The 22,676-nt window shown below is 63.1% G+C and carries 19 protein-coding genes; 5 read left to right on the top strand and 14 right to left on the bottom strand.

Going from position 1 to position 22,676, the window contains the following annotated elements:
• Positions 1-4: 4 nt before the first annotated feature.
• The 6 genes from P12x_RS06410 to dnaK form a co-directional block, all read right to left on the bottom strand.
• Positions 5-922, bottom strand: a complete 918-nt coding sequence (locus tag P12x_RS06410) for an alpha/beta hydrolase (protein WP_435010062.1) — start codon at positions 920-922, stop codon at positions 5-7.
• Between the two features lie 58 nt (positions 923-980).
• A complete protein-coding gene (locus P12x_RS06405; RefSeq protein WP_435010061.1) occupies positions 981-2,060 on the bottom strand; it encodes a hypothetical protein in 1,080 nt (359 codons plus the stop codon).
• 358 nt (positions 2,061-2,418) lie between these two features.
• Positions 2,419-5,061 carry an ATP-dependent chaperone ClpB gene (gene clpB / locus P12x_RS06400; protein WP_435010060.1) on the bottom strand — a complete coding sequence of 881 codons (2,643 nt, stop codon included), beginning with the start codon at positions 5,059-5,061 and terminating at the stop codon, positions 2,419-2,421.
• A gap of 112 nt (positions 5,062-5,173) precedes the next feature.
• Entirely contained in the window at positions 5,174-5,539 is a 366-nt protein-coding gene (locus P12x_RS06395) for a hypothetical protein (RefSeq protein WP_435010059.1), read from the bottom strand.
• Positions 5,540-6,150: 611 nt separating this feature from the next.
• A complete protein-coding gene (locus P12x_RS06390) occupies positions 6,151-6,558 on the bottom strand; it encodes a hypothetical protein (protein ID WP_435010058.1) in 408 nt (135 codons plus the stop codon).
• A gap of 149 nt (positions 6,559-6,707) precedes the next feature.
• The gene (gene dnaK, locus P12x_RS06385) at positions 6,708-8,621 is read right to left on the bottom strand and encodes a molecular chaperone DnaK (RefSeq protein WP_435010057.1); all 1,914 of its coding nucleotides are present in this window, start codon (positions 8,619-8,621) and stop codon (positions 6,708-6,710) included.
• Positions 8,622-9,148: 527 nt separating this feature from the next.
• Here dnaK and pheA point away from each other — a divergent pair.
• The gene (pheA, locus tag P12x_RS06380; RefSeq protein ID WP_435010056.1) at positions 9,149-10,324 is read left to right on the top strand and encodes a prephenate dehydratase; all 1,176 of its coding nucleotides are present in this window, start codon (positions 9,149-9,151) and stop codon (positions 10,322-10,324) included.
• Positions 10,325-10,476: 152 nt separating this feature from the next.
• On the top strand, positions 10,477-11,685 hold the full coding sequence (locus tag P12x_RS06375; RefSeq protein WP_435010055.1) for an aldo/keto reductase: 1,209 nt from the start codon (positions 10,477-10,479) through the stop codon (positions 11,683-11,685).
• Between the two features lie 54 nt (positions 11,686-11,739).
• Here the strand turns inward: P12x_RS06375 and P12x_RS06370 are convergent, their stop codons facing one another.
• The 8 genes from P12x_RS06370 to groL (P12x_RS06335) all read right to left on the bottom strand — a co-directional run bounded on the left by P12x_RS06370 (position 11,740) and on the right by groL (P12x_RS06335) (position 19,393).
• Entirely contained in the window at positions 11,740-12,822 is a 1,083-nt protein-coding gene (locus P12x_RS06370; protein WP_435010054.1) for a redoxin family protein, read from the bottom strand.
• Between the two features lie 175 nt (positions 12,823-12,997).
• Positions 12,998-13,201, bottom strand: a complete 204-nt coding sequence (locus P12x_RS06365; RefSeq protein WP_435010053.1) for a DNA gyrase inhibitor YacG — start codon at positions 13,199-13,201, stop codon at positions 12,998-13,000.
• Positions 13,198-13,506 carry an FmdB family zinc ribbon protein gene (locus P12x_RS06360; protein WP_435010052.1) on the bottom strand — a complete coding sequence of 103 codons (309 nt, stop codon included), beginning with the start codon at positions 13,504-13,506 and terminating at the stop codon, positions 13,198-13,200. The genes P12x_RS06365 and P12x_RS06360 overlap by 4 nt, the downstream gene beginning before the upstream one ends.
• Before the next feature lie 37 nt (positions 13,507-13,543).
• Entirely contained in the window at positions 13,544-14,059 is a 516-nt protein-coding gene (gene grpE, locus P12x_RS06355; protein WP_435010051.1) for a nucleotide exchange factor GrpE, read from the bottom strand.
• Between the two features lie 80 nt (positions 14,060-14,139).
• Positions 14,140-15,285 (bottom strand): molecular chaperone DnaJ, encoded by a 1,146-nt coding sequence (gene dnaJ / locus P12x_RS06350; RefSeq protein WP_435010050.1) that lies wholly within the window; start codon positions 15,283-15,285, stop codon positions 14,140-14,142.
• A 257-nt stretch (positions 15,286-15,542) separates the two neighbouring features.
• Positions 15,543-17,168, bottom strand: coding sequence for a chaperonin GroEL (gene groL / locus P12x_RS06345; RefSeq protein ID WP_435010049.1), 1,626 nt, complete (start codon positions 17,166-17,168; stop codon positions 15,543-15,545).
• A 132-nt stretch (positions 17,169-17,300) separates the two neighbouring features.
• The gene (gene groES / locus P12x_RS06340) at positions 17,301-17,594 is read right to left on the bottom strand and encodes a co-chaperone GroES (protein ID WP_435010048.1); all 294 of its coding nucleotides are present in this window, start codon (positions 17,592-17,594) and stop codon (positions 17,301-17,303) included.
• A 113-nt stretch (positions 17,595-17,707) separates the two neighbouring features.
• Entirely contained in the window at positions 17,708-19,393 is a 1,686-nt protein-coding gene (gene groL, locus P12x_RS06335; RefSeq protein ID WP_435010047.1) for a chaperonin GroEL, read from the bottom strand.
• Positions 19,394-19,779: 386 nt separating this feature from the next.
• On the opposite strand from groL (P12x_RS06335), the gene P12x_RS06330 reads away from it, so the two are divergent.
• The 3 genes from P12x_RS06330 to P12x_RS06320 all read left to right on the top strand — a co-directional run bounded on the left by P12x_RS06330 (position 19,780) and on the right by P12x_RS06320 (position 22,646).
• A complete protein-coding gene (locus tag P12x_RS06330; protein ID WP_435010046.1) occupies positions 19,780-20,124 on the top strand; it encodes a hypothetical protein in 345 nt (114 codons plus the stop codon).
• A complete protein-coding gene (locus P12x_RS06325; protein WP_435010045.1) occupies positions 20,124-20,894 on the top strand; it encodes a lysophospholipid acyltransferase family protein in 771 nt (256 codons plus the stop codon). The genes P12x_RS06330 and P12x_RS06325 overlap by 1 nt, the downstream gene beginning before the upstream one ends.
• A gap of 261 nt (positions 20,895-21,155) precedes the next feature.
• Positions 21,156-22,646, top strand: a complete 1,491-nt coding sequence (locus P12x_RS06320; RefSeq protein ID WP_435010044.1) for an ArnT family glycosyltransferase — start codon at positions 21,156-21,158, stop codon at positions 22,644-22,646.
• The last annotated feature ends 30 nt before the right edge of the window (positions 22,647-22,676 follow it).

The raw sequence follows: 22,676 nt of genomic DNA, 5'->3' as shown, positions 1-22,676 counted from the left end.
CGGACTACTTCTTCAGGAATCCCTGCCCTTCCAGCCACTTCTCGCAGAGCCCTGGCCACTCCGAGAAGGCAAACCCTTCGCGACCAAGGCCCAGCCCGTGCGGACCTTTCTCGAAGAGGTGAAGCTCGACCGGGACCCCAGCCTTGCGCATCGCCATCGCGAACAGCAGGCTGTTCTCCGGGGGCACGGCCGTGTCTTCGGTCGTATGGGCGAGGAAAGTCGGCGGCGTCTCGGGTGTGACTTGCAGCTCGCTGGAGAGGCTCTCAGCCAGTTCGGGAGAGGCGTTCGGGCCGAGCAGATTGTCCTTGGAGCCCTGATGGGTAAAAGGCGTGGTCAGTGAGATGACCGGATAGATGAGGATGGCGCGATCAGGTCGCGAGCTGAAGCGTTCGACCGGATCGGAAGAGTTCGGATCGCCGGCGTCGAAGTGGGTGGCGATGGTCGAGGCGAGGTGGCCCCCCGCCGAGAAACCGAGGACTCCGATCCGATTCGGGTCGAGCTTCCACTGCTCGGCATTGGCCCGAACGGTCCGGATCGCCCGAGCGGCATCCTGGAGCATCGCCGGATGGTGCGACCCCGGCGCGAGACGATATTTGAGGACGATTCCCGACACTCCCAGGCCATTGAGCCACTCGGCAATCGGCCGGCCTTCGTGGTCCGCATGCCCGCCGTAGCCTCCGCCGGGGCAGATCACCACCGATGCGCCTGTGGCTTTCTCGGGCGGGGCCAAATAGACGGTATATGTCGGAACAGGGCCGGGAAGATCCTTGGCGACGCCGGGAGGTCCGTCGGGCCAGAGGGGCATCGGCTCGGACTTGGATAGAGGGTCTCGCTCGTCGGCGCCGGCTTGATGGATCGCCGGGGTCGCGGTTGCGGCGACCAGGGAGACAAGCCATGCGGCCCATCGCTTGGTAGTCTGCATTTTTTGATCCAATCGGAAAGCCCCGAGTCTTCGTAGATCCTTCGCCCGGCCGTATCGGTCAGGCCGGACGCTTCTTCTCCACTGCGGCGATCGCGCCAAGCCACATCGCTTGGACCGCGAATCCCGTGATCAAGCAGATGGAGATCACCAACGTGATGAAGACCCGAGCGATCCAGTAAAAGGTTTGATTCAGGTAGATGATGGACGGATTGAGTCCGGTCCTCGTCGGGAGCGAGAGCGAGGCCGGGATTGCGGCCGTGAATGTGTAACCGTGGCGTAGTCCCTCGAAATAGGAATCGAAGAACCGAGAGGGTGGATAGCGACGGAAGTCCACCCCGTAGAAGTGAGGCACTCCGTCGGGTAGCCGAAGAAAGGGAGGAGCCGGCATGAACTCGAGGGCGAAGAACGGCAGGTGCTTCTGGAAATAGAACACGAGCGCGAGACCGGCATCGATCACAACCAGCGTGGCAGGAATGATCGACAGGGCCATGACCGAGGCGAAGGGGTGGCGGATCAAAACACCCAGGCACTTCTTGATGCCCAGGCGCCCGGTCCGGTCCGACGCGTAAGCGAATAAGAGACCGATGGGGAGGAGTGTCCAGGCCATCCCTGCAATCAGCATCCCCCGGCGAGTCCAATGGGGAGAATGGTGCAATCCGGGATTCAACCCCCAGAGAGGGAACACTGTCCCGGCAGCCAGCAACGCCCAAAGGAGAGGCTTCGAGAAGGAGCGGGGCAGGAGTGTCTCTTTCCAGCCGTGCTTCGTATCATCCGGTACGACCCGGCTGACCCTCCGGATCACCTCGCCATAGAACGCCACCTCGAAAGCCAGGATCACGCCCGCGGCCGCGATCCCGTACCTGGGGATGCAGAAGGCGGGAGTCACCAGGACGGCCGCAACCAGGACCGATCGGAGCCCCGGCCCCTTGATCACGCCGTAGAACCCGTCCCAGAAATCGCGCGCGACCTTCTGCTTCTCGCGAGGAACCGCGACCGTCACCAGCGTCTGACAATCCCAGCAGCGGATCTCGGTCCCCACCTGATCGGGCTTCGCCCTCAGGTTTCGACCGCAGACGCACTTGAGTTGGATGAAGGACGGATTCTTGCCGTCGCGACGCATAGTCGAGGGTCGGTCCATAGGAGTGTTCGCCGACGGTGGTCCCCAGGCCGACCCGTAGCCATCGGGCCTTGCGAGAACCGCTCGCTCGGGAGACGGACAGGATCAATCCTCCCGAACATCGGATTCTGATCTCGGAATCTTCGACGCCGCGTGACCAACTGTCAAGGACCCTGATCGACAATCCCGAGTCGAGATTTCTCACGACATGGAGAAACATAGCATCAAGCCAGAAGCACTCCCCTTTCGCAAGTCCCCGATTCGGAGTTCGGGACTATTCCCAGGATCGTCCCGAACTCTGAGTTAGAGGAACTGCAATCGTCCGCGCCGCCGGGAGGGTTCATTCGAGATCGGAGACCTTTCGGCGGGCGGCCTAGGATCAGGCGGCGGAGACGGGCTCGGCCGGCTGGAAAGTGAACTCATCTCCATCCCAGTCGATCGAGATCGAGCTTCCGGGCGGGAACCGGCCTTCCAGGAGCGAGGACGAGAGGGGATTGGCCAGCCTCTGCTGGATAACCCGCTTCAAGGGCCTGGCACCATAGGCGGGATCGAACCCCTCCTCGGCGATCTGGGCCTTGGCGGCGTCCGAGACGCGGATTGTCAGCCCGGCTTCGGTCAACTGGGCTTCGAGCCTCCGGAGCTGGATCTCGACGATCTTGGTCAGGTGCTGGAAGCCGAGCGGTCGGAAGATGATCGTCTCGTCGATCCGGTTGAGGAACTCGGGGAGGAACTCGGCCTTCAATACGTCCATGACCGCCGTCCGGAGCCGATTTTCATCGCCGGACTCGGCCATCTCCGCGATCTGGTGGCTGGCCAGATTCGAGGTCATGATGATCACGGTGTTCCGGAAGTCGACAGTCCGGCCCTGGCCGTCGGTCAGACGCCCGTCGTCCAGGACCTGGAGCAAGACATTGAAGACGTCGCGGTGGGCCTTCTCGATCTCGTCGAGCAACAGGACCGAATAAGGACGGCGGCGGATCGCCTCGGTCAGTCGCCCACCCTCTTCGTAGCCGACATAGCCCGGAGGGGCACCGATCAGGCGAGCCACATTATGCCGCTCGCCGAACTCGCTCATATCGAGCCGGACGATCGCGGTCTCGCTATCGAAGAGGAACTCCGCCAGGGCCTTGGCCAGTTCGGTCTTGCCGACGCCGGTTGGGCCAAGGAAGAGGAACGAGCCGATCGGCTTGTTCGAGTCCTGCAAACCCGCTCGGCTCCGGCGGACGGCATTGGCAACGGCCCGTACGGCATCTTCCTGGTCGACCATCCGGAGGTGGATATGGTCTTCCAGCTTGAGGAGCTTCTCCCGCTCGGTCGTGAGCATCTTGGCAACCGGGATCCCGGTCCACTGGCTGACGACCTCGGCGATCTCCTCGGGGTCAACCTCTTTCTTCAGGAGTCGGTGAGCTTCCTTCGGCCCGGTGTCGCCCAGGGCTTCGACCTGCGCGATCTGCTCTTCCAGCCGCTTCCGCTCGGCGTCCTTCTGGGCTAGCGCCTGAAATTCCTCCTCGCGAGGGACCTCGCCGTGGATCTGCTTCTGCTGGAGGGCGTCCATGGTCTGCTTGAACGAGATCTTCACGGCCTCCAGGTCCTGCCGGAGCGTCGAGACGTTCCTCTGTCCGAGCTTCTCGACCTCCCACTGGCCCCTGAGGTCTTGAAGTTCCTTCTCCACCTTCTCGATCTCGTCCTCGACCTCCGCCAGTCGATCGAGCGCGTGTTCCTCGGTCTCGGCCTTCAGCATCCGCTGGGCCAGTTGGAGCTGGAGGAGCCTTCGCTGGAGGACGTCGATCTCGGTGGGGACCGATTGCAGTTCCATCGAGAGCCGGCTGGAGGCCTCGTCGACCAGGTCGATGGCCTTGTCGGGAAGGAAGCGGTCGGTGATGTATCGCGAGGCCAGCTTGGCGGCGGCCACGAGGGCCGAGTCGCGAATCTTCACCTTGTGATGGACCTCGTATTTCTCCTTGAGCCCCCGGAGGATCGCCACGGTATCCTCGACGGTCGGCTCGCCGACGAAGACGGGCTGGAACCTCCGTTCCAGCGCGGGATCCTTCTCGATGTTCTCGCGGAACTCATCCAGCGTGGTCGCCCCGATGCACCGGAGTTCGCCCCGGGCGAGGGCCGGCTTCAGGAGGTTGGCCGCGTCCATAGACCCTTCGGCCTTGCCCGCCCCGACGACCAGATGGAGTTCGTCGATGAACAGGATGATCCGCCCTTCGGACTTGGTGACCTCCGTGAGGACTGCCTTGAGCCGCTCCTCGAACTCGCCACGGAACTTGGTCCCAGCGACCAAAGCCCCCATGTCGAGCGCGATCAGCTTGCGGTTCTGGAGCGTCTCGGGGACGTCGCCCGAGACGATCCGCTGGGCCAGCCCTTCCACGATGGCCGTCTTGCCCACGCCGGGTTCGCCGATCAGGACCGGGTTATTCTTGGTCCTCCGCGAGAGGACCTGGACCACCCGGCGGATCTCCGAGTCTCGTCCGATGACCGGGTCCATCTTGCCCGATCGGGCCGCTTCGACCAGGTCGCGGCCGTATTTTTCGAGCGCCTGATATTTATCTTCGGCGTTCTGATCGGTCACACGCTGGCCCCCTCGGACCTTCGGGACAGCCTTGAGCACATCCCCCTCGGTGACGCCCAGGGCTTCGAGGAGCCCTTTCGCCTTGCCGGGTACCTTGAGCAGGCCGAGCATGAGGTGCTCGACCGAGACGAATTGATCGCCGAGCCGATCGGCCTCATTGGAGGCGAGGTCCAGGGCTCGCTGGAGATCGGGCCCGAGCGAGACCTCTCCGCCGGAAACCTTCGGCAGAGCGTTGAGCCCCTCCTCGGCCGCGCGGAGCAGCTGGCCCGAGTCGACCCCGAGCTGACCCAGGATCGAGCGGACCACGGCTTGCTCGGGATCGAGCAAGGCCGCCAGTAAATGCATCGGCTCTAGCCGTTGATGGCCGCGAGCCTTGGCCAACTCCTGGGACTTCTGGACCGCTTCCTGGCTTTTATGGGTCAGCTTATCGAATCGGAATGGCATGGGAAAACCTGGCCCTCCCGTAGATGTCGGTGTGAAATAAATTTCCTGGTCGAGAAAGACGACGACACTCTTACGCGGTGAGTGACCCCGAGGTTCACCAATTTCTCAAGGGTCACTCCTGCTCCTCCGATCCGGCGCTCAGCCTTGGGTCGGGGAGCTTGGGCCATCGATACTGATAGCAGAGGGCCACGGCCTCGGCCCATCGTTCGATCGGGTCACCCGAGGCGGCCGGGTCAAACCACCCGGCGCCCGGTGTGCCCGACCCTTTCCGGACGACCAATGCGGGGAGGTCGGGCAGATCCCAGAGTCGACACCGAGCCGAGAGTGGATTCAGGAGTTGCCGATGGATGGCCCGAGCGGTACAGGGAGGGCCAATCCTACCAGCCAGCTCGGAATAAGAGATGGTCCGACGCATCCGGGTCGCTTCCAGGAAGACCGGCCAGGCCCGCCGGAGGATCTCGGCATAAGTCGTCATCATCGAGGCCTCAACTCGGGGAGGCGGGCCCACCACGATCCATCGAAGCAATGACTTCGAGTCCGGGTCAGCGCCCGACCAGGACTCTCCGTCTCATCGATCCCGAAGTCGCGGCTTGCTCACGATCGAGAATGCCCCGCTCGATGATTGCTCTCGATCCTGGATCGTCAATCGAACGCCCCGCTGATCCGTGTGCGGGATACCTTGAGAATTTCGTCCCCGATATGGAAAGGCGGATCGACTTCATTCTCGGGTGGTTGAGTCTCGGGACGCGACATGAAGAATAGGTCCGGTTCGAGGAAGCAACCCGGGTGGAGCCTCAGGCACGATGGTCCTGTCTGAATGAGAATGGCTTGCCGCCGACGAAAGGACCGATCCAGCTTCACTGTCAAATATCGAAGGCCGATGGGACGCCCCAGCTTGAAGTGGAATCCGTCGTGAGCGATTACATCGGGGAATTCAGGATTGCCTGTTTCCCACTTCCGACCGTGCTTAGGGTCATCGTGCCTGCCTCCGAATAACCCATCGGCCGGGATCTGGTACGGCGAGGATCGCACCATGGCAGGAATGACCCGAGGAAGGTCGCTCGAGATTATCCGACGGTCTCCCCTCGTTCAGAAGGGGGCTTCGGCGGGCCAATCTGCGTAATCGCGGGCGCTCTGAAATTCCTTGAACCAAAATGAGACGTCGCCGACCGTGGCCATGTTCCGGGCGACGTAAGGCTCCCACCAACCATCGACGGGGCGGAGGAGATTGCCGAAGTCACTCCGGGGCTTGGGCTTCTGGATGATCAGCGCACTGAGATCGGGAAGGCTCTTTTCCAGGCAGAGGGCCTGCAAGGGCTTGAGGAGCTTGGTCGCGATGGTTCGAGGCGTTTCCTTGACACCGACTTCCTTGCAACGGACGCAGAGATCGTCATACGAGACCCAGACCACTGGGCGACGTTCCTTGGCGGCCTGAGACAAGTCCTGGGCTAGCTGGATCATGATCGGGTAGACCGCCCTGGCGTTCTCGAGCGACATCGTCTTGGATCCTCGGGGGGCTGATACATCCTCGGCCGACCATTTAGCCACGTAAACTTGACCATTCCGGAGGTCGCTGGCGAGGAACGCGGAAGGAGGGCGGGACCGGTCCGGCCCCACCCTCCCGGTGGCTTCCTTGGGGGGGAAATTTACTGCTTTTCTTCGAATTCGACGTCGATCACATCGTCGGGTTTGCCCCCACCGCCCGCGGCGGCCCCGGCGGTCGCCCCATCGGTCGGGGCACCCGGGCCAGCGTTGGAAGCGGCATAGATATGTTCCGCCATCGCCTGGCTGGCGCGTCCGAGGTTCTCCAGGGCCAGATTGATGGCGGCGACGTCCTCCCCTTTCTTGGCCTCGTTCACCTTCTCGATGGCCGACCGGACGGCCTCCTTGTCGGAATCGGAGAGCTTGTCTTTGTGCTCATCGAGGGTCTTTTCGAGCTGGTAGACCCGCTGCTCGGCGGAGTTCCGGGCCTCGGCCAGATCGCGTCGCTTCTTGTCCTCGGAGGCGTGGGCCTCGGCGTCGCGCTGCATCCGTTCGATCTCGTCCTTCGAGAGACCGCCACCGGCCTCGATCCGGACGGTTTGCTCTTTGCCCGTTCCCTTGTCCTTGGCCGAGACGTTCAGGATCCCGTTAGCGTCGAGGTTGAAGGTTACCTCGATCTGGGGCGTCCCCATACGCGCCGGCGGGATGCCCTGAAGATCGAACTTGCCGAGGAATCGATTGTCGGCCGCCATCGGGCGCTCGCCTTGATAGACGACGATGGTGACAGCGGTCTGATTGTCCTCGGCGGTGGTGAAGGTTTCCTTCTTCTCGGTGGGGATCGTGGTGTTCCGCTCGACCAGCTTGGTGAACACGCCCCCCTTGGTCTCGAGGCCCAGCGAGAGCGGGGTCACGTCGAGCAGGAGCAGGTCCTTGACGTCGCCGGTGAGCACCGCACCCTGGATCGCCGCGCCGATGGCCACGACCTCGTCGGGATTCACGCCCTTGTGGGGATCCTTGCCGAAGATCCCCTTGACGATCTCCTGGACCCGCGGCATCCGGGTCGAGCCGCCGACCATGACGACCTCGTCGATGTCGCCGGGCTTCAACTTGGCATCTTCCAACGCCTTCAGGACCGGCCCCCGGCAACGCTCGAAGAGGCTGTCGGTGATCCGCTCGAACTGGCTCCGGCTGATCGTCATCGTCAAGTGTTGCGGGACGGTATCCTTGACCGTGATGAACGGCAAGTTGATATCGGCCTGGGTCTGGAACGAGAGGTCCTTCTTGGCTTTCTCCGCGGCTTCCTTGAGCCGCTGGAGGGCCATCTGGTCCTTCCGGAGGTCGACTCCCTGTTCCTTCTTGAACTCATCGGCGATGTGGTTGATCAGCGCCTCGTCCCAGTCATCGCCGCCGAGGTGAGTGTCGCCGTTGGTCGAGAGGACCTCGAAGACGCCGTCGGCCACGTCAAGGACCGAGATATCGAAGGTCCCACCCCCGAGGTCGAAAACGGCGATCTTCTCGTTCTTCTTCTTGTCGAGGCCGTATGCCAGGGCGGCGGCGGTCGGCTCGTTGATGATTCGAGCGACCTCCAGGCCGGCGATCTGCCCGGCATCCTTGGTCGCCTGACGCTGACTATCGTTGAAGTAAGCCGGGACGGTGATCACGGCCTTCCGGACCTTGTGCCCGAGGTAGCTTTCGGCCGCCTCTTTCAGCTTCCGGAGGATCAAGGCCGAGATTTCCGGCGGGGTATATTCCTTCCCCGATGCCTTGACTTTCACATAATCCGAGGAGCCGCCCACAACCTCATAGGGGACCATTTTCTCTTCGGACTTGACCTCGTCGTGACGGCGTCCCATGAACCGCTTGATCGAGTAAACCGTCCCCCTGGGATTGGTCACGGCCTGGCGCTTGGCCGGATCACCCACGAGCGTCTCGCCCTTGTTATTGAATGCGACGATCGAAGGGGTCAGGCGGCTGCCCTCCTGGTTGGCGATCACCGTAACGTCGCCACCTTCCATCACGGCGACCACGCTGTTGGTCGTCCCCAGGTCGATCCCGATGATCTTCTCCCCTTCAGCCACGGTCGGTCTCCTTTCGGATGATTTTCGGGGGCAAAGCAGCTGGATAGACGGCGTGGGTCGCTCGCCATCCGCTCGCGAATCCTCGGATCGATCGTTTCGATGAGGATCTGAAGCTACTTCGCATCACTCTCTCGGAAACCATTTAAAAGCAAAGCGAATGCCACCAGGATCAGGAAGAATGATCTTCCAACCTAACCAATTCCATCCAAACAAGTTACGCAACCAGAGGGCGGAATTGGGACCGACCTTCGAACCCGTCGACTGCCAAATTGACCTCGCCGATTTCGAACGACCATCGCAGCACGCCATTTTGGCAGATTGGTGATTTGATCTAGTTGACGAGGAGCGTTATCTTCTCGAGATTTGATCCTAACAGGTCGGACCGTCGAACGAAACGGGTTTGATCCCGCTTGATGAGGGATCAAGGGGCTTGACAGAATGTTCCCGTTCATATATCGACGTGGTACGCCCAGACTTACGTCCCAACAAGCGGGACCGCCGGGCCCGATCTACCCGGACCAGCCATCATGCCCCGCAAGCCTCCCTCGGAACCTTCCGTGAAGCCGCAGAACAAGGCGAAGGCCTCCCGAGCCAGCGATGCCAAGCGATCGCCCACCCTCGCCAGTCTCCGCGCCGAGATCGATCGGATCGACAAGGATCTGGTTGAACTCCTGAATCGACGATCCGAGATGGCGGTCCAGATCGGCCAGATCAAGCAGGCCCAGGGCCTGGATATCTGGTCCTCGTCTCGCGAGGACGAAGTCGTCGCCCGAGCCCTCCAGGCCAGCCGGGGGCCCCTCCCCCACGAGACTCTTCGGCTGATTTTCCGGGAGTTGATGAGCAGTTCGAGATCGCTCCAGAGGCTCCTTCGGGTCGCCTGCCTGGGTCCGAAGTATAGCTACAGCCACCTCGCCTCGGTTGCCAAGTTTGGCGAGTCGGTCGAGCATGTCCCGGTCGGATCGATCGCGGCCGTCTTCGAGGAAGTTAACCGTCGGCACGTCCAGTTCGGGATCGTCCCGCTGGAGAACTCGACGGATGGGCGGATCGCCGACACGCTGGACATGTTCGTCCGACTGCCGGGCCTCAAGATCCGCGCCGAGGTCCGGCTTCGCGTCCGCCATTGCCTCCTGGGCAAGGGAGAATGGGCCGACATCAGGAGGGTTTACTCCAAGGCTCAGGTCATCTCACAGTGCCGGAACTGGCTGGGCAAAAATCTCCCGAACGAGGTGAAGATCATCGACGTGGTCTCCTCGGCCGAGGCGGCCGCCATCGCCCAGAAAGATCCGCAAGCCGCCGCGATCGCCAGCCGCCCGGCCGCCGAAGCCTATGGGCTCCAGGTCCTGGTCGAAAACATCGAGGATCAGGCCCACAACACGACCCGGTTCGCCGTGATCGCCGAGCGGGGCGAGCAACCGACCGGTCGCGACAAGACGACCCTCCTCCTCCGACTGACCAACAGCGCGGGCAGCCTGGCCCGGGCCATCGCCCCGTTCGAGAAGAACGGCGTGAACATGACCTGGATCGAGTCCTTCCCGACCTCCGAGATCACCAACGAGCTCAACCCCTCCTACCTCTTCTTCGCCGACGTCGATGGGCATGTCGAGGACGAGCCGGTCAAGCGAGCCCTCGAACAGGTCCGCAAGCGTTGCGACCGGCTGGAGATCCTGGGATCGTATCCGAGAGGAGACAGCGTGGAGAGCTGAGGCGAGGGTGGGACGATCGGGTGGTCGAAATGTGGAATGATTGTTGACCACCCTCCACTTGCCAGCCATGATGAAGCCGATCGACCCGGTCGCCGAACCGTCGCTGTCGTCAGAGACGGGGGATTGACCAGGCCCTGGCGGGGAGAGTTTCGATGGAAGGACCGTGCGGAAACAGCCGGCGTCAATTCCTCAAGACGGCCACCGCCTCGGGTGTGGCTCTGGCCTCGGCCGAGTCCCTCTTGGCCGCGCCACCGAATTCGCCGATTCCGATGGTGACCCTCGGCAAGACCGGGGTGAAGGTCACCAAGCTCGGGATGGGCACGAGCTGGGCCGTCTCCGAGAGCCTCGTCCAGCGATACATCGCCGCCGGGATCCGATACATCGACACCTCGGAATCCTACGAGCGAGGGAATGCCGAGAAGGCCGTCGGCACCGTCCTGGATCGGACCGGACAGCGCAAGGACGTCTATCTCGTCACCAAGAACAACAGCTACAGCCGCCTGAAGGGCCCGGACCGCGCCAAATCCTTCGTCACCCACCTCCAGAGCAGCCTAGAACGGCTCAAGACCGACTACGTCGATTGCTACTACATGCACGGCATCAGCGGCAACGACATCGACATCTTCAAGGATGCCGATGTCATCAAGACCTTCGACGAGTTGAAGCGGTCGGGCAAGATCCGTTTCGCCGGCTTCTCGTGCCACGATCAGATGCTCCCCGAGCTGGTCGAAGCCGCCGCGGAGGCCGGCTGGCTGGATCAAATGATGATCCAGTACAACTTCCGGACGATGGACGCCGATCAGATCAAGCGTTGCGTGGACAAGGCGTCGAAGGCCAACATGGGCATCGTCGCCATGAAGACGCAGGGGGGAGCCCAGGAGTTCAAGCCGGGCGAGAAAGACCCCCGGATGACCGGGCTGATCGATAAGGGCTTCAAGGTCCACCAGGCGGCCATCAAGTCTGTCTTCAACGACGAGCGAGTTCATGCCGTCGTCAGCGAAATGACCAACTTCGACGAACTCCGCGAGAACATGGGAGCGGCGGTCGAGCCTCTGGGAGCTAAAGAGGCCCGGCTTCTCGAAGAGCACCGACTTCGAACCGCCAACCAGTTCTGCCACGGCTGCGGCCATCTCTGCGAGACCGCGGCCCACGGGGTCCCGGTCGCGACCGTCCTTCGGTATTACCGCTATTACGAAGCTTACGGCAAGCGTGATGAGGCCAGGGCGCTCTATCAGGCCCTTCCCGCCGAGTCGCGGGCGATCGCCGATCTGGACCTGGCCGGAGCCGACGCGGCTTGTCCCCACGGGCTCCCGGTCTCCGACCTCCTCCGGACCGCCGACCGCCGGCTCGGTCTCGCCTGAACCGGATCGAACTCGGGGCGATGATCCTTCATCGCCCCGTTCGATTTCATTCGCTCAAGGATTCTTGTCCTTCACGGCCTTCCGGTACTCTTCGAGCCGGGAGACCATGCCCTTGTCATCCTCTCCCAGAATCTTGATTGCCTTCTCCTGGGCCTCGAGCGCCTTGCTGGCCTCGCCGTTCTTGAAGTAGGCCAGGGCCAGGGTGTCGAGGATCGCCCCGTTCTCGTCATGTGTCAGTTCGTTCGCGCGGATCGCGGCCTTCAGGGCCACGGCAAGGTCCTTCTCGCCCGACTTCTCCTCGCTATCCGGGTCGACGATCATCCAGGCGATTTGATTCAGGGTCCCGGACTGATCCTTGCAGAGATCCTGGACCAACTTCTCTCCGTAGGTCGAGGCCGATTCATCCCCGGCCGCGCGGAGCAAGGCGAACTTCTGGAGTCCGAGCGACGACTCGACCGCGGGATCTTCCGCGATCGCGTCATCGACCACCTTGAGCTGTTCTTTGGGCGAAGCGGTCCTTCCCAATTTCTGAAGCTTGGTGTAGACGGCCATCAGTTTCTTTTCTTTGGCCTTCTCCTCACGATAGTCACTTGCGGCCTTGGCCAGGTCATAGTCGCCCGAAGCGACCTTGGCCAGCGGAGCGTCCATCTCCATGGGGTGGCCGATCCAGGCGACTTTCCCTTTCAACACGATGAATGCGGTCGGGATCCCATTGGAATCTGAGGCCGTCATCCAGCTCTCGGCCATCTTACCCTTGCTACCTTTTTCTCCTTCGGGCACGTCATCCAGGGCGACGGAATAATCCATCTTGTCGCCCATCTCTTTGACGAACGGGGCGACCAGGGACGGGTCCTGTTCCCAGACGCTAACTCCGATGAACTGGATGCCCTTGTCCTTATACTTCTTCTGAAGTTCCGTCAGATGAGGGATGCTGGTCCGGCAGGGACCGCACCAGGTCGCCCAGAACTCGACGACATACGTCCGATCGGCGTCTAGTCGATCGATCTTATCTCCCTTGGCCCATTCGGACACGGCAAGGGCCGGCGCGTCGTCACCGACGCTGAGGGTCTGCGCCGAGGCTTGCCAGGAGGCCAGACAGAGAAAACCTAAGGCGAGGCAAACCAACCTGGACTTCATGGCCGACTCCCAGTTGAGGGGTTTCCGTCCTGGGCTCTCGCGATTGCGAGAAAAGCCCGGGCGAACCAACCGAGGCTATCAAGCCCGATCGGAGTCGGCAACGAATTCTCTCAGTTTCCGATGACAGGCTTGATGAATCGGCCTGTTGCCCCGCGAGACGTGGGAACAATCCGGTTCATTCCTCGCCGTCTTCCTCGGCCTCTTCCGACTCATCGGTGGTGTCGGGCTGTGGACTGGCCGGAATGGCATAAGCCCCATCAATCCACCGGCCCAGATCCACCAGCTTGCATCGATCCGAGCAGAACGGAAATCCCGGATGATCATCGAGACTCGCCGCCTCGAAGGACTTCCCGCAGATCGGGCATCGGCCGCGGATCACGTCGAGGACCCGTTGGTCGAGGGTTTAGACTCGGGGGCTTTGGCCGGAGTACTCGAACTTTCCGCGGGCTTGGCGGGCTCGGACGCCGTCTTGTCGGCCGCCGCTCCTTTCTTGTAGGAGTCGCTCCGGTAGTCGGTCTGATAGAATCCCGATCCCTTGAAGAGGATCGCGGCCCCGGCGCCGATCTTCCGGCGAAGCTTGGGCTCGTGGCAGGTCGGGCAGACGGTCTGGGCGTCGGCCTTGATCGACTCGTAGGCTTCGAATTCGTGCTGGCAGGCGTCGCAAATATAGTCGTAGGTCGGCATCGATTCGCCTCTGGGGACGTGTCTTGCTGGCCCCGGCTTACTCGGCCGGGTGAACCGAAACCGCGACCTTGGAAGGCCGGATGACCCGCTCGTTGAGCTTGTAGCCCTTGGCGAACTCCGCCACGACGGTCCCTTCGGGATGATGGGCGTCGGGCTGCTGCATGATCGCTTCGTGAAAGTTGGGGTCGAAGGGCTGACCGAGCGCGACGATCGTCTCGACCCCATGCTTGTTGAGGGCGGCGACGAATTGCTTCTCGACCATCCCGAGGCCCTCGGCGATCCCGGCCGCCCCTCCCGCCCGGGCCGTCTCGATGGCACGGTCGAAGTTATCGAGGGCGTTCAGGATATCCATGGCCAGGGGCTTGATCAGGTAGAGTCGGTCGGCATCGGCCTGGGCCTTGGACCGCTTCTGGTAATTGATGAACTCAGCGCGAGTCCTCTGGAGTTGATCGAGATATTCGTCGCGCTGGCGGATTGCCTGCGTGAGTTCATCGTCCGGGGCGGACGCCTCGGGATTCGGGCTATTTTCGCTGGTCGTCGTGGGATCGCTCATGGTTCCTCGATCCTGGATGATCGATGAGGCGGGGACCGGGGCCATTGATGAGGTAACGGGCAAGTCCGGGGCCGGAGTCCTCAGGATTGGACCTCTTCACCGGCGTCCTCATCCTCGGTGAAATAGTCTTTGAGCTTCTCGAAGAAGCTCTTTCGCTTGGGGCTGACGTCTCGGTGTTCGATCTCGGCCAATTCGCGGAGGAGTTCCTCCTGGCGAGCCGTGAGGTGTCGAGGGGTCTCGACCATCACCTCGACGAGCTCATCTCCCCTCCCTCGACCGTGGATGTCGGGCATCCCTCGGCCTTTCAGCTTGAGGACCTCGCCACTCTGCGTCCCCTTGGGGACGTGGATCCGGTCCATCCCGTCGATCGTGGGGACCTCGATCTCGCCACCGAGGGCGGCCTGGGGGAACGTGATCGGGACCTGGCAGAGGAGGTCGTTCCCCTTTCGATCCAGGAACGGATGCTTGCGGACCTGGATTTGGACCCGGAGGTTGCCTCGCGGGGCTCCCGGATCGCCGGCCTCGCCCTGGTTCCTGAGCTGGAGGACGATCCCGTTGTCGACTCCGGGGAAGACGTCGATCTTGATCTTGGCCGTGACCGGTGTCCGTCCCTGGCCCTTGCAGGCCGGGCAAGGGTCGTTGATCTTCGTGCCATCGCCGCCGCAGGCCGGGCAGGTGGTGGCGATCTGGAAGAAGCCTCGGGACTGGACGACCTGGCCCTGCCCACCGCAATAGTTGCAGGTGGTGGCGACGGTCCCCTTGCGAGCCCCCGACCCCTTGCATTCGCCGCAAGACTCCTGACGGGTGACCTCGACCATCTTGACGGTGCCTCGGGCCGCCTCAATCAGGTCGACCTCCAGCTTCATCAGGAGATCCTGACCCGGTCGGGGACCTCGACGACGCTGCTGGAACATATCGCCGAAGAGGCCACCGCCGAAGATGTCGGAGAAGGCCGACATGATATCTTCGGTGTTCCGGAAGTCGTGATGGGCCGTGCCTTCGACCCCGGCATGGCCGTAGCGGTCGTATCGCTGGCGCTTCGACTGGTCGGAGAGGATCTCGTAGGCCTCGGCCGCCTCCTTGAACCGCGCTTCGGCACCGGTGTCGCCCGGGTTGCGGTCGGGGTGGTTCTTCAGGGCCATCTGCCGATAGGCCTTCTTGATGTCATCGGCCCCGGCGTCTTTTCTCAGGCCGAGTACTTCGTAATAATCTCGCTTCGTGGCCATCGGCACGGCGTCTCGCTCGGGGCCCTTGTGCGGCGGATCGGAACGTCCCAGGATAACACATCGTTACCTAGACGCGACACTTCACCACGGATGCCCCGCCTCCCAATCGATTAGCCAAAGTAGAATTCCATCAAATCCGCGGACGGACACGCGATCAATTGAGATAGACAAGATGGGGATAGGATGGATCATCCTGGAAGTTTGAGGGCCGGGTAGGCCCGTAAAGCCATCCCCGGCCCTCGATCGAGCGATCAAACTCAGCGGACCGAACCTTCGGCCCGGGCCGCACCCTTCTCTTCGTCTTCCTTGATGTTGGTGATCATCACCTCGGTGGTGAGCATCAAGGCGGCGATCGAGGCGGCGTTCTGCAGGGCCGAGCGGGTGACCTTGGTGGGGTCGACGATCCCGGCGGCGAACATGTCCACATACTCGCCGGTGTTGGCGTTGAAGCCGATCGAACCCGTGGCCGTCTTGACCTCTTCGGCGACCACGCCGCCATCGTGCCCGGAGTTGGACGCGATGTGACGGACGGGCTCCTCCAGGGCTCGGAGGATGATCTCGGCCCCGACCTTCTCGTCGCCGGTCAGGGTGTCGTGGAGCTTCTGGACGGCCGGGATCACGCGGATCAGGGCCGTGCCGCCGCCGGGGACGATCCCCTCATCGGCCGCGGCTCGCGTGGCGTGCAGCGCGTCCTCGACCCGAGCCTTGACTTCCTTCATCTCGGCTTCGGTCGCGGCACCCACGCTGATCAGGGCGACGCCGCCGGAGATCTTCGCCAGGCGCTCCTGGAACTTCTCCTTGTCGTACTCGCTCTCGGTCTCGGCGATCTGCCGGCGGAGCTGCTCGACCCGCTTGACGATATCCTCGCGCTTGCCGGCGCCCTGGATGATCGTGGTGCTGTCCTTGTTGACCTTGACCTGCTTGGCCTTGCCGAGCTGGGCCAGCTGGAGGTTCTCCAGCTTCAGGCCGAGATCCTCGGAGATCACGGTCCCGCCGGTCAGGATCGCCATGTCGCCGAGCATCGCCTTGCGGCGGTCGCCGAAGCCGGGGGCCTTCACCGCGCAGATGTTGAGGATCCCGCGGAGCTTGTTGACGACCAGGGTCGCCAGCGCCTCGCCCTCGACGTCCTCGGCGATGATGATCAGCGGCTTGCCCGACTGCGCGACCTTCTCCAGCAGGGGGATCAGCTCGCGAAGGTTGGCGATCTTTTTCTCGTGGAGCAGGATCAGGGCATCATCCAGGACCGCTTCCATCGTGGTCGGGCTGGTGACGAAGTAGGGGCTGAGATACCCCTTGTCGAACTGCATCCCCTCGACGAATTCGAGGGTGGTGGCGGCGGTCTTGCCCTCCTCGACGGTGATCACGCCGTCCTTGCCGACCTTCTCGACGGCGTCGGCCAGGAGGTTGCCGATCGTGGCGTCGTTGTTCGCCGAGATCGTGCCGACCTGGGCGATCTCTTCCTTCTTGGAGACCGGGCGCGAGAGCTTGGTGGTCAGCTCCTCGACGGCGGCCTCGACCGCCTTGTCGATTCCCCGGCGGACCACGGTGGGGTTGGCCCCGGTGGTGGTGATCCGGAGCCCCTCGCGGAAGATCGCGCGGGCCAGGATCGTGGCGGTGGTGGTCCCGTCGCCGGCGACGTCGGACGTCTTCGACGCGACGACGTTGACCAGCTTGGCACCCATGTTCTCGAAGGCGTCGGGAAGCTCGATCTCCTTGGAGACCGTGACGCCGTCCTTGGTGACCGTCGGGCCGCCGAACGACTTGCTGAGGATGACATTCCGGCCGGTCGGCCCGAGGGTGGTCCCCACGGCGTGGGCCAGGATGTCGACGCCTTCCAGCATCTTCCGGCGGGCGGCATCGGAGAAGAGCAACTGCTTGGGCACGGGGTCGGCTCCTGTATGGGGAGCGATCAACGGTCCGATGTGGGGCAAGGCTCGCCCTGCCGTCCGCGTCTCATGGGCAGGACAAGTCCTGCCCTACGAAGGACGTTCATCCGACCGCCGACCGCTTTGGCTTCACTTGAGGATCTTGGCCAGGATATCGGTCTCGCGGAGGATCTTGATCTCCTCGCCGTCCACCTTGATCTCGGTGCCCGAGTACTTGCCGAAGAGGACCTCGTCCCCCTCGACCACGCCGACCGCGGCTCGCTCGCCGTTGTCGAGCAGCCGGCCCGGGCCGACCGAGACCACCTTCCCCCGCTGCGGCTTCTCCTTCGCCGTGTCGGGCAGGACGATCCCGCCCGAGGTCTTCTCCTCGGCCTCAATCTGCTTGATCACAACGCGGTCTTCGAGCGGGCGAATCTTGGCCATCGCGATGGTTCCTTCGTCAAATGAGTCGAATATCGAAAATTTTGAGGATTTCAGATTTCAGGTGCCGGAGCCTTCCTGAAATCTGAAATCTCGTATGTATCACGCGGAGGGGTTTACATCATCCCCATGCCACCCATTCCGCCCATGCCACCCATTCCGCCCATGCCACCCATTCCTCCCATGCCACCGCCATGATCGTCATGGTGATCGCCACCGGCGGCCTTCTTCGTCTTCTTCTCGACGATGATGGCTTCGGTGGTCAGCAGGAGTCCGGCGACGGAGGCGGCGTTCTGGAGGGCCGATCGGGTGACCTTGGTGGGGTCGACGATCCCGGCGGTGAACATGTCACCCCAGGTACCGGCCTCGGCGTTGTAGCCGAAGTGGGGGTCGGGCGACTTGAGGATCTTGCTGACGACCACGGCGCCGTCGATCCCGGCGTTCTCGGCGATCGAGCGGGCGGGCTGCTCGATGGCCCGTCGGACGATCTGGGCCCCGAGGGCCTGGTCACCGGTCAGCTTGAGCCCGTCGACGGCCTTGGCGGCGCGGATCAGGGCGCTGCCGCCGCCGGGGACGATGCCTTCCTCGATCGCCGCGCGAGTGGCGTGGAGGGCGTCCTCGACGAGAGCCTTACGTTCCTTCATCTCGGTCTCGGTGGCGGCCCCGACGTTGATCTGGGCCACACCGCCGGCGAGCTTGGCCAGGCGCTCCTGGAGCTTCTCGCGGTCGTACTCGCTCTCGGTGCTCTTGATCTCGCGACGGATCAGCTCGGTCCGCCCCTTGATCTCTTCCTGGGTGCCATTCCCCTCGACGATCGTGGTGGCATCGCCGGTGATGGTGACCTTCCGGGCGCGGCCGAGGTCGGAAAGCTGGACGCTCTCCAGCTCGATGCCGAGGTCCTTGAAGATCGCCTTGCCGCCGGTCAGCACGGCGATGTCGCCGAGCATGGCCTTGCGGCGGTCGCCGTAGCCGGGGGCCTTGACGGCGGCGACGTTGAGGATCCCGCGGAGCTTGTTGACGACCAGGGTCGCCAGGGCCTCGCCCTCGACGTCCTCGGCGATCACCATCAAGGGCTTGTTGGCCCGGGCGATCTGCTCCAGGAGAGGGATCAGGATCTTGGGCGTGCCGATCTTCTCCTCATAAATGAGGATGTAAGGATCTTCGAGCACGACCTCCATGCGGTCCTGGTCGGTGACGAAGTGCGGGCTGAGGTAGCCCCGGTCGAACTGCATCCCCTCGACGACGTCGACGGTCGTCTCGAAGCCCTTGCCCTCTTCGACGGTGATGACGCCGTCCTTGCCGACCCGCTTGAAGGCGTCGGCCAGCTTCTCGCCGATGGTCTTATCGTTGTTCGCGGAGATCGTGGCGACCTCGGCGATTTCCTTCTCGGCCACGGTCTTGGACTGACCCTTGACGTGCTCGACGACGGCGGTGACCGCCAGGTCGATCCCACGCTTGAGGGCCATCGCATCGGCGCCGGCGGCCAGGGCCTTCAGGCCTTCCTTGAAGATCGCCTCGGCCAGGACCGTGGCGGTGGTCGTGCCATCGCCCGCGACGTCGGAGGTCTTCGAGGCGGCTTCCTTGACCAGCTGCGCACCCATGTTCTCGTACGGGTCGGTCAGCTCGATCTCCTCGGCCACGGTCACGCCGTCCTTGGTGACCGTCGGGCTGCCCCAACCCTTGTCGATCACGGCGTTGCGCCCGCGAGGCCCCAGGGTGCTCCGGACGGCCCGGGCCAGCTTCGAGACGCCACTGGCCAGTTTCTGGCGCGCCTCCTCATCGTAGGCCAACATCTTCGCCACGTTGAATTCTCCCTCGTCGCGGTCGAGATACACCGCCCACACCTGTCGGCGGAAGGCGGCGAGGGGGCCATCAAATTGCCCCCGGATTCCGGATTCGCTCCCCTTAAATGCAACCGCTGTACCGAGAAGAATAAATCGCCGCAAGTCACATCAAAATAATGGCTTACAAAAAACGTTCTGGCTCCACACCTCTCTCATGTCTGCCTTTTTGGCAGATACTCGGTAGCGGCTGTCAGCCGAGGCTGGGTCGCCTGGCGGTTCAAGATCAAGCGATCCGGACCGGAGAACCGATCGATCCTGTATCTCGGGACTTCTCCTCCTCGGTCTCGCGGGGAAGGACGAGATATAATTGACAGGATTCACTTCAACGGACCCGGAGCCCGACGATGAAATTGACCTGGCGAATCCCGGCCCTCGCGGCCTCCGCGGCGTTGGTAGGAATGTTCGGGCCCCAGATCCCGGAAGCCAAGGCTCAGATCCCCGTCTATTCCACCGAGTCGGTCTTCAAGCCGACCGCCCCCGTGGTGACCGGCCCGACTTACGTGGTCCCTTCGGAGCAGACCAGCGTGATCCCCACGCGACGGGTCTTGCGGAATCATCGCCGATACAGCGTGCTTCGGCCCAATTATGGTGGGAGTCGCCCGGCCTTGTCGTTCGCCCCGTTCTCGGATCAATATCAGTCGCGGTTCACCGCCCCACAGCCCACCTACTACGTGGTCCCCCGGCGCTGATGAGCACACATTCGACTCGGCTGATCAAGGCTTACAAGCATGGCTGGCCCAGGTTCGCGGTCGAGTCGATGGTCCGTTCGAAGGCTCGGGGTGGGTTCCATCAGGTGCTCGCCCAGGGCCTCGACCGCTTTCGCGAGAGCCTCAATCGAGACCCCGCTGGCACCCTGATCCTGGCGAATCATTCCTGCTGGTGGGACCTGTTCGTCTATCAAGTCGTCAACGATGCTCTCGAGGTCGACGGCTACGGGATGATGGAACACTTCAACCTGCTCCGATTCGGCTTCTTCCGCCGGATCGGCGCTTTCTCGGTGGATCGGACCGACCCCGTCTCGGTCCGAGCTTCGCTCCGATACGCCGCGGAATTACTCCAGAAGCCCAAAGCGGTGGTCTGGGTCTTCCCCCAGGGGAAGATCGAGTCCAACGACGTTCGCCCGCTGAAGTTCCAGAATGGAATCCGGGCGATCATCCGCCAGGCCGCCCCGGTCCAGGTGCTTCCACTCGCGATCCGATACGAGTTCTGGCAGGACGAACGGCCCGAGGTCTTGATCCGATTCGGCGAAAGGTTCAAGGTCGATCGCGCCGATCTGCCCGACCTGATCCCGACCTTTGAGCGTCGCTTGACCGAGGAACTCGATGCCCTTCGAATGGATGCGATCGCCCAAAGACCCGACCGATTTGTCCCCTTGATGACGGGGCAGACCTCGGTCAGCGACCGCTATGCCCGATTCCGGGCCCGGTTCCGGGGACCAACCCCGGGCGCCCCGACTTGACCCGGATTGAAGGTCCGGGCTACGATTCGCGCGAGGGGGCAGCTTCGGCATGCTCGGCCGGAGGGGTTATTCCCGATATTAATGGATGGGTCCAGCCCGGAGCTGAGCTTCGGGCCTGGCATACCTAATTTCATCGGGCTACCTGAAGACTCAACATCGATCGAAATGGGGCGAATGTTGGGTTCGTTTTTGCCAGGATCAGTCGCGACCCACCCTACCGAAGGAAACCTCCCGACCACGGCCCGAGGAGGTTGGGCCCCGGTGCTCCTCCTCGCGCTCACCTTCGCGATCCGGGCCTTCCATCCCTCCCAGGCGATCGTCGAGAACTACGTCGGCCGACAGGTCCCGACCGCGATGGTCGCGCGGAACCTGGAGCGAGGCTCGGGGTTCCTCCGGCCCGAGTTGGACACCGGCCCATTTCCGAACCTGTTCCTGGTCGAGCCGCCGATCTATGCCTGGATCGTCGCAACGACCCATCGACTGGTTGGGTTCGATTGGGAGACGGCGGGTCGGCTGATCTCGGCCCTGGCTACCACCTGGGGATCCTGGGGGCTGTTCGGGCTCGTCGCCCGGCGTGAGGGTCGAACAGTCGCTTTGCTGGCCCTGGGTTCGTTTGCCGCCTTTCCGGTCACGGTCCGTTACGGTCGAGCCTTCCAGCCGGATGCCCTGATGCTTGGGTTCGTTTTGGCTGGGCTCCGGTTCTGGGATGAGTTCGAGGCCACGGGACGAGGTCGCTGGGCGGTTTACGGTGGGTTCGTTTTGGCGATCGGTCTGGCCATCAAGATCACCTCCGCCTGGACCTTGATCCCCTTCGTGTTGATCGTCCGACGCTGGCCGATCGCCTGGCGACTCGGGGTCGGCGGGCTGATGCTGGCCCCTGCACTGGCGTGGTATGTCCATGCCTGGGGAGAGGTTGCGCGTCCCTTGGCGGGCTCGATGGCATCCTCGGACAATGCGGCGATCTGGTTCAGGTCACTGTCCCTCTGGTCCTGGCTCCGACCGGCCACCTGGTCGAATATCGGGCGAAACCTGGCGATTCGCTCGTTCACGCCGATTGGGTTCGTTTTGGCAGGAGTCGGATTGTGGGGCCGACCGAGAGTCGATCGACTCTGGATCGGTTGGGGGATCGGCTGCGGTCTGGCGATTCTCGGTTTGGCGAGCAAGTGGCACCATGCCTATTATTGGATGGTGTTGGCACCCCTGGCGGCGGTCGGAGTGGCCCGAGGTATGATCGGGGTAGGTCGGTCCGAGACCCGGATCGTCCTGGGTTCGTTTTTCCTGGGCTGCTGCGCGATCCACTCGGTCACGACCTGGCTGACTCCGGGAGAGTGGGCGGGCCTGGATGTCGCGACTCGCGAGATCCGGGAACTGGTCCCGCCCGATGCCCCGCTGATCGCCCCCGAGGCGGTCCTGTATCTGGCCGATCGTCGAGGGTTCCGGCTGGAGTTCGATCCTCCGGCGGTCCGGAGGGCGGCGGGGGAACTGGGCGAGTCGCTTCCGAAGGACGCCGGGCCGCTGGCCCTGGTCGAATTGTATCGCGTCCAGGGTGGCCCGATACTCCCGGTCGGGGCCAGAGGCCCGAGCTTCCGGGATCTGAAATTCGGGGAGATTCATTCGCCGATCTTCGCCGCCGATCTCGGGATGGTCGAACGAGGGTCCCCCCGATCGGTCTGGCGAGCGGCCATCCGGTCCCGACCCGATACCACGATCCTGGTCGACCGACCGGGGCTGATGCTCGCCGAATTGCATTGATCGACCCTGCTCCGGTTCGAGGGCTTCCGG

This window comes from Tundrisphaera lichenicola, from assembly GCF_051175385.1.
Classification (GTDB): domain Bacteria; phylum Planctomycetota; class Planctomycetia; order Isosphaerales; family Isosphaeraceae; genus Tundrisphaera; species Tundrisphaera lichenicola.
This window is presented reverse-complemented; position numbering and strand designations above follow the sequence as displayed.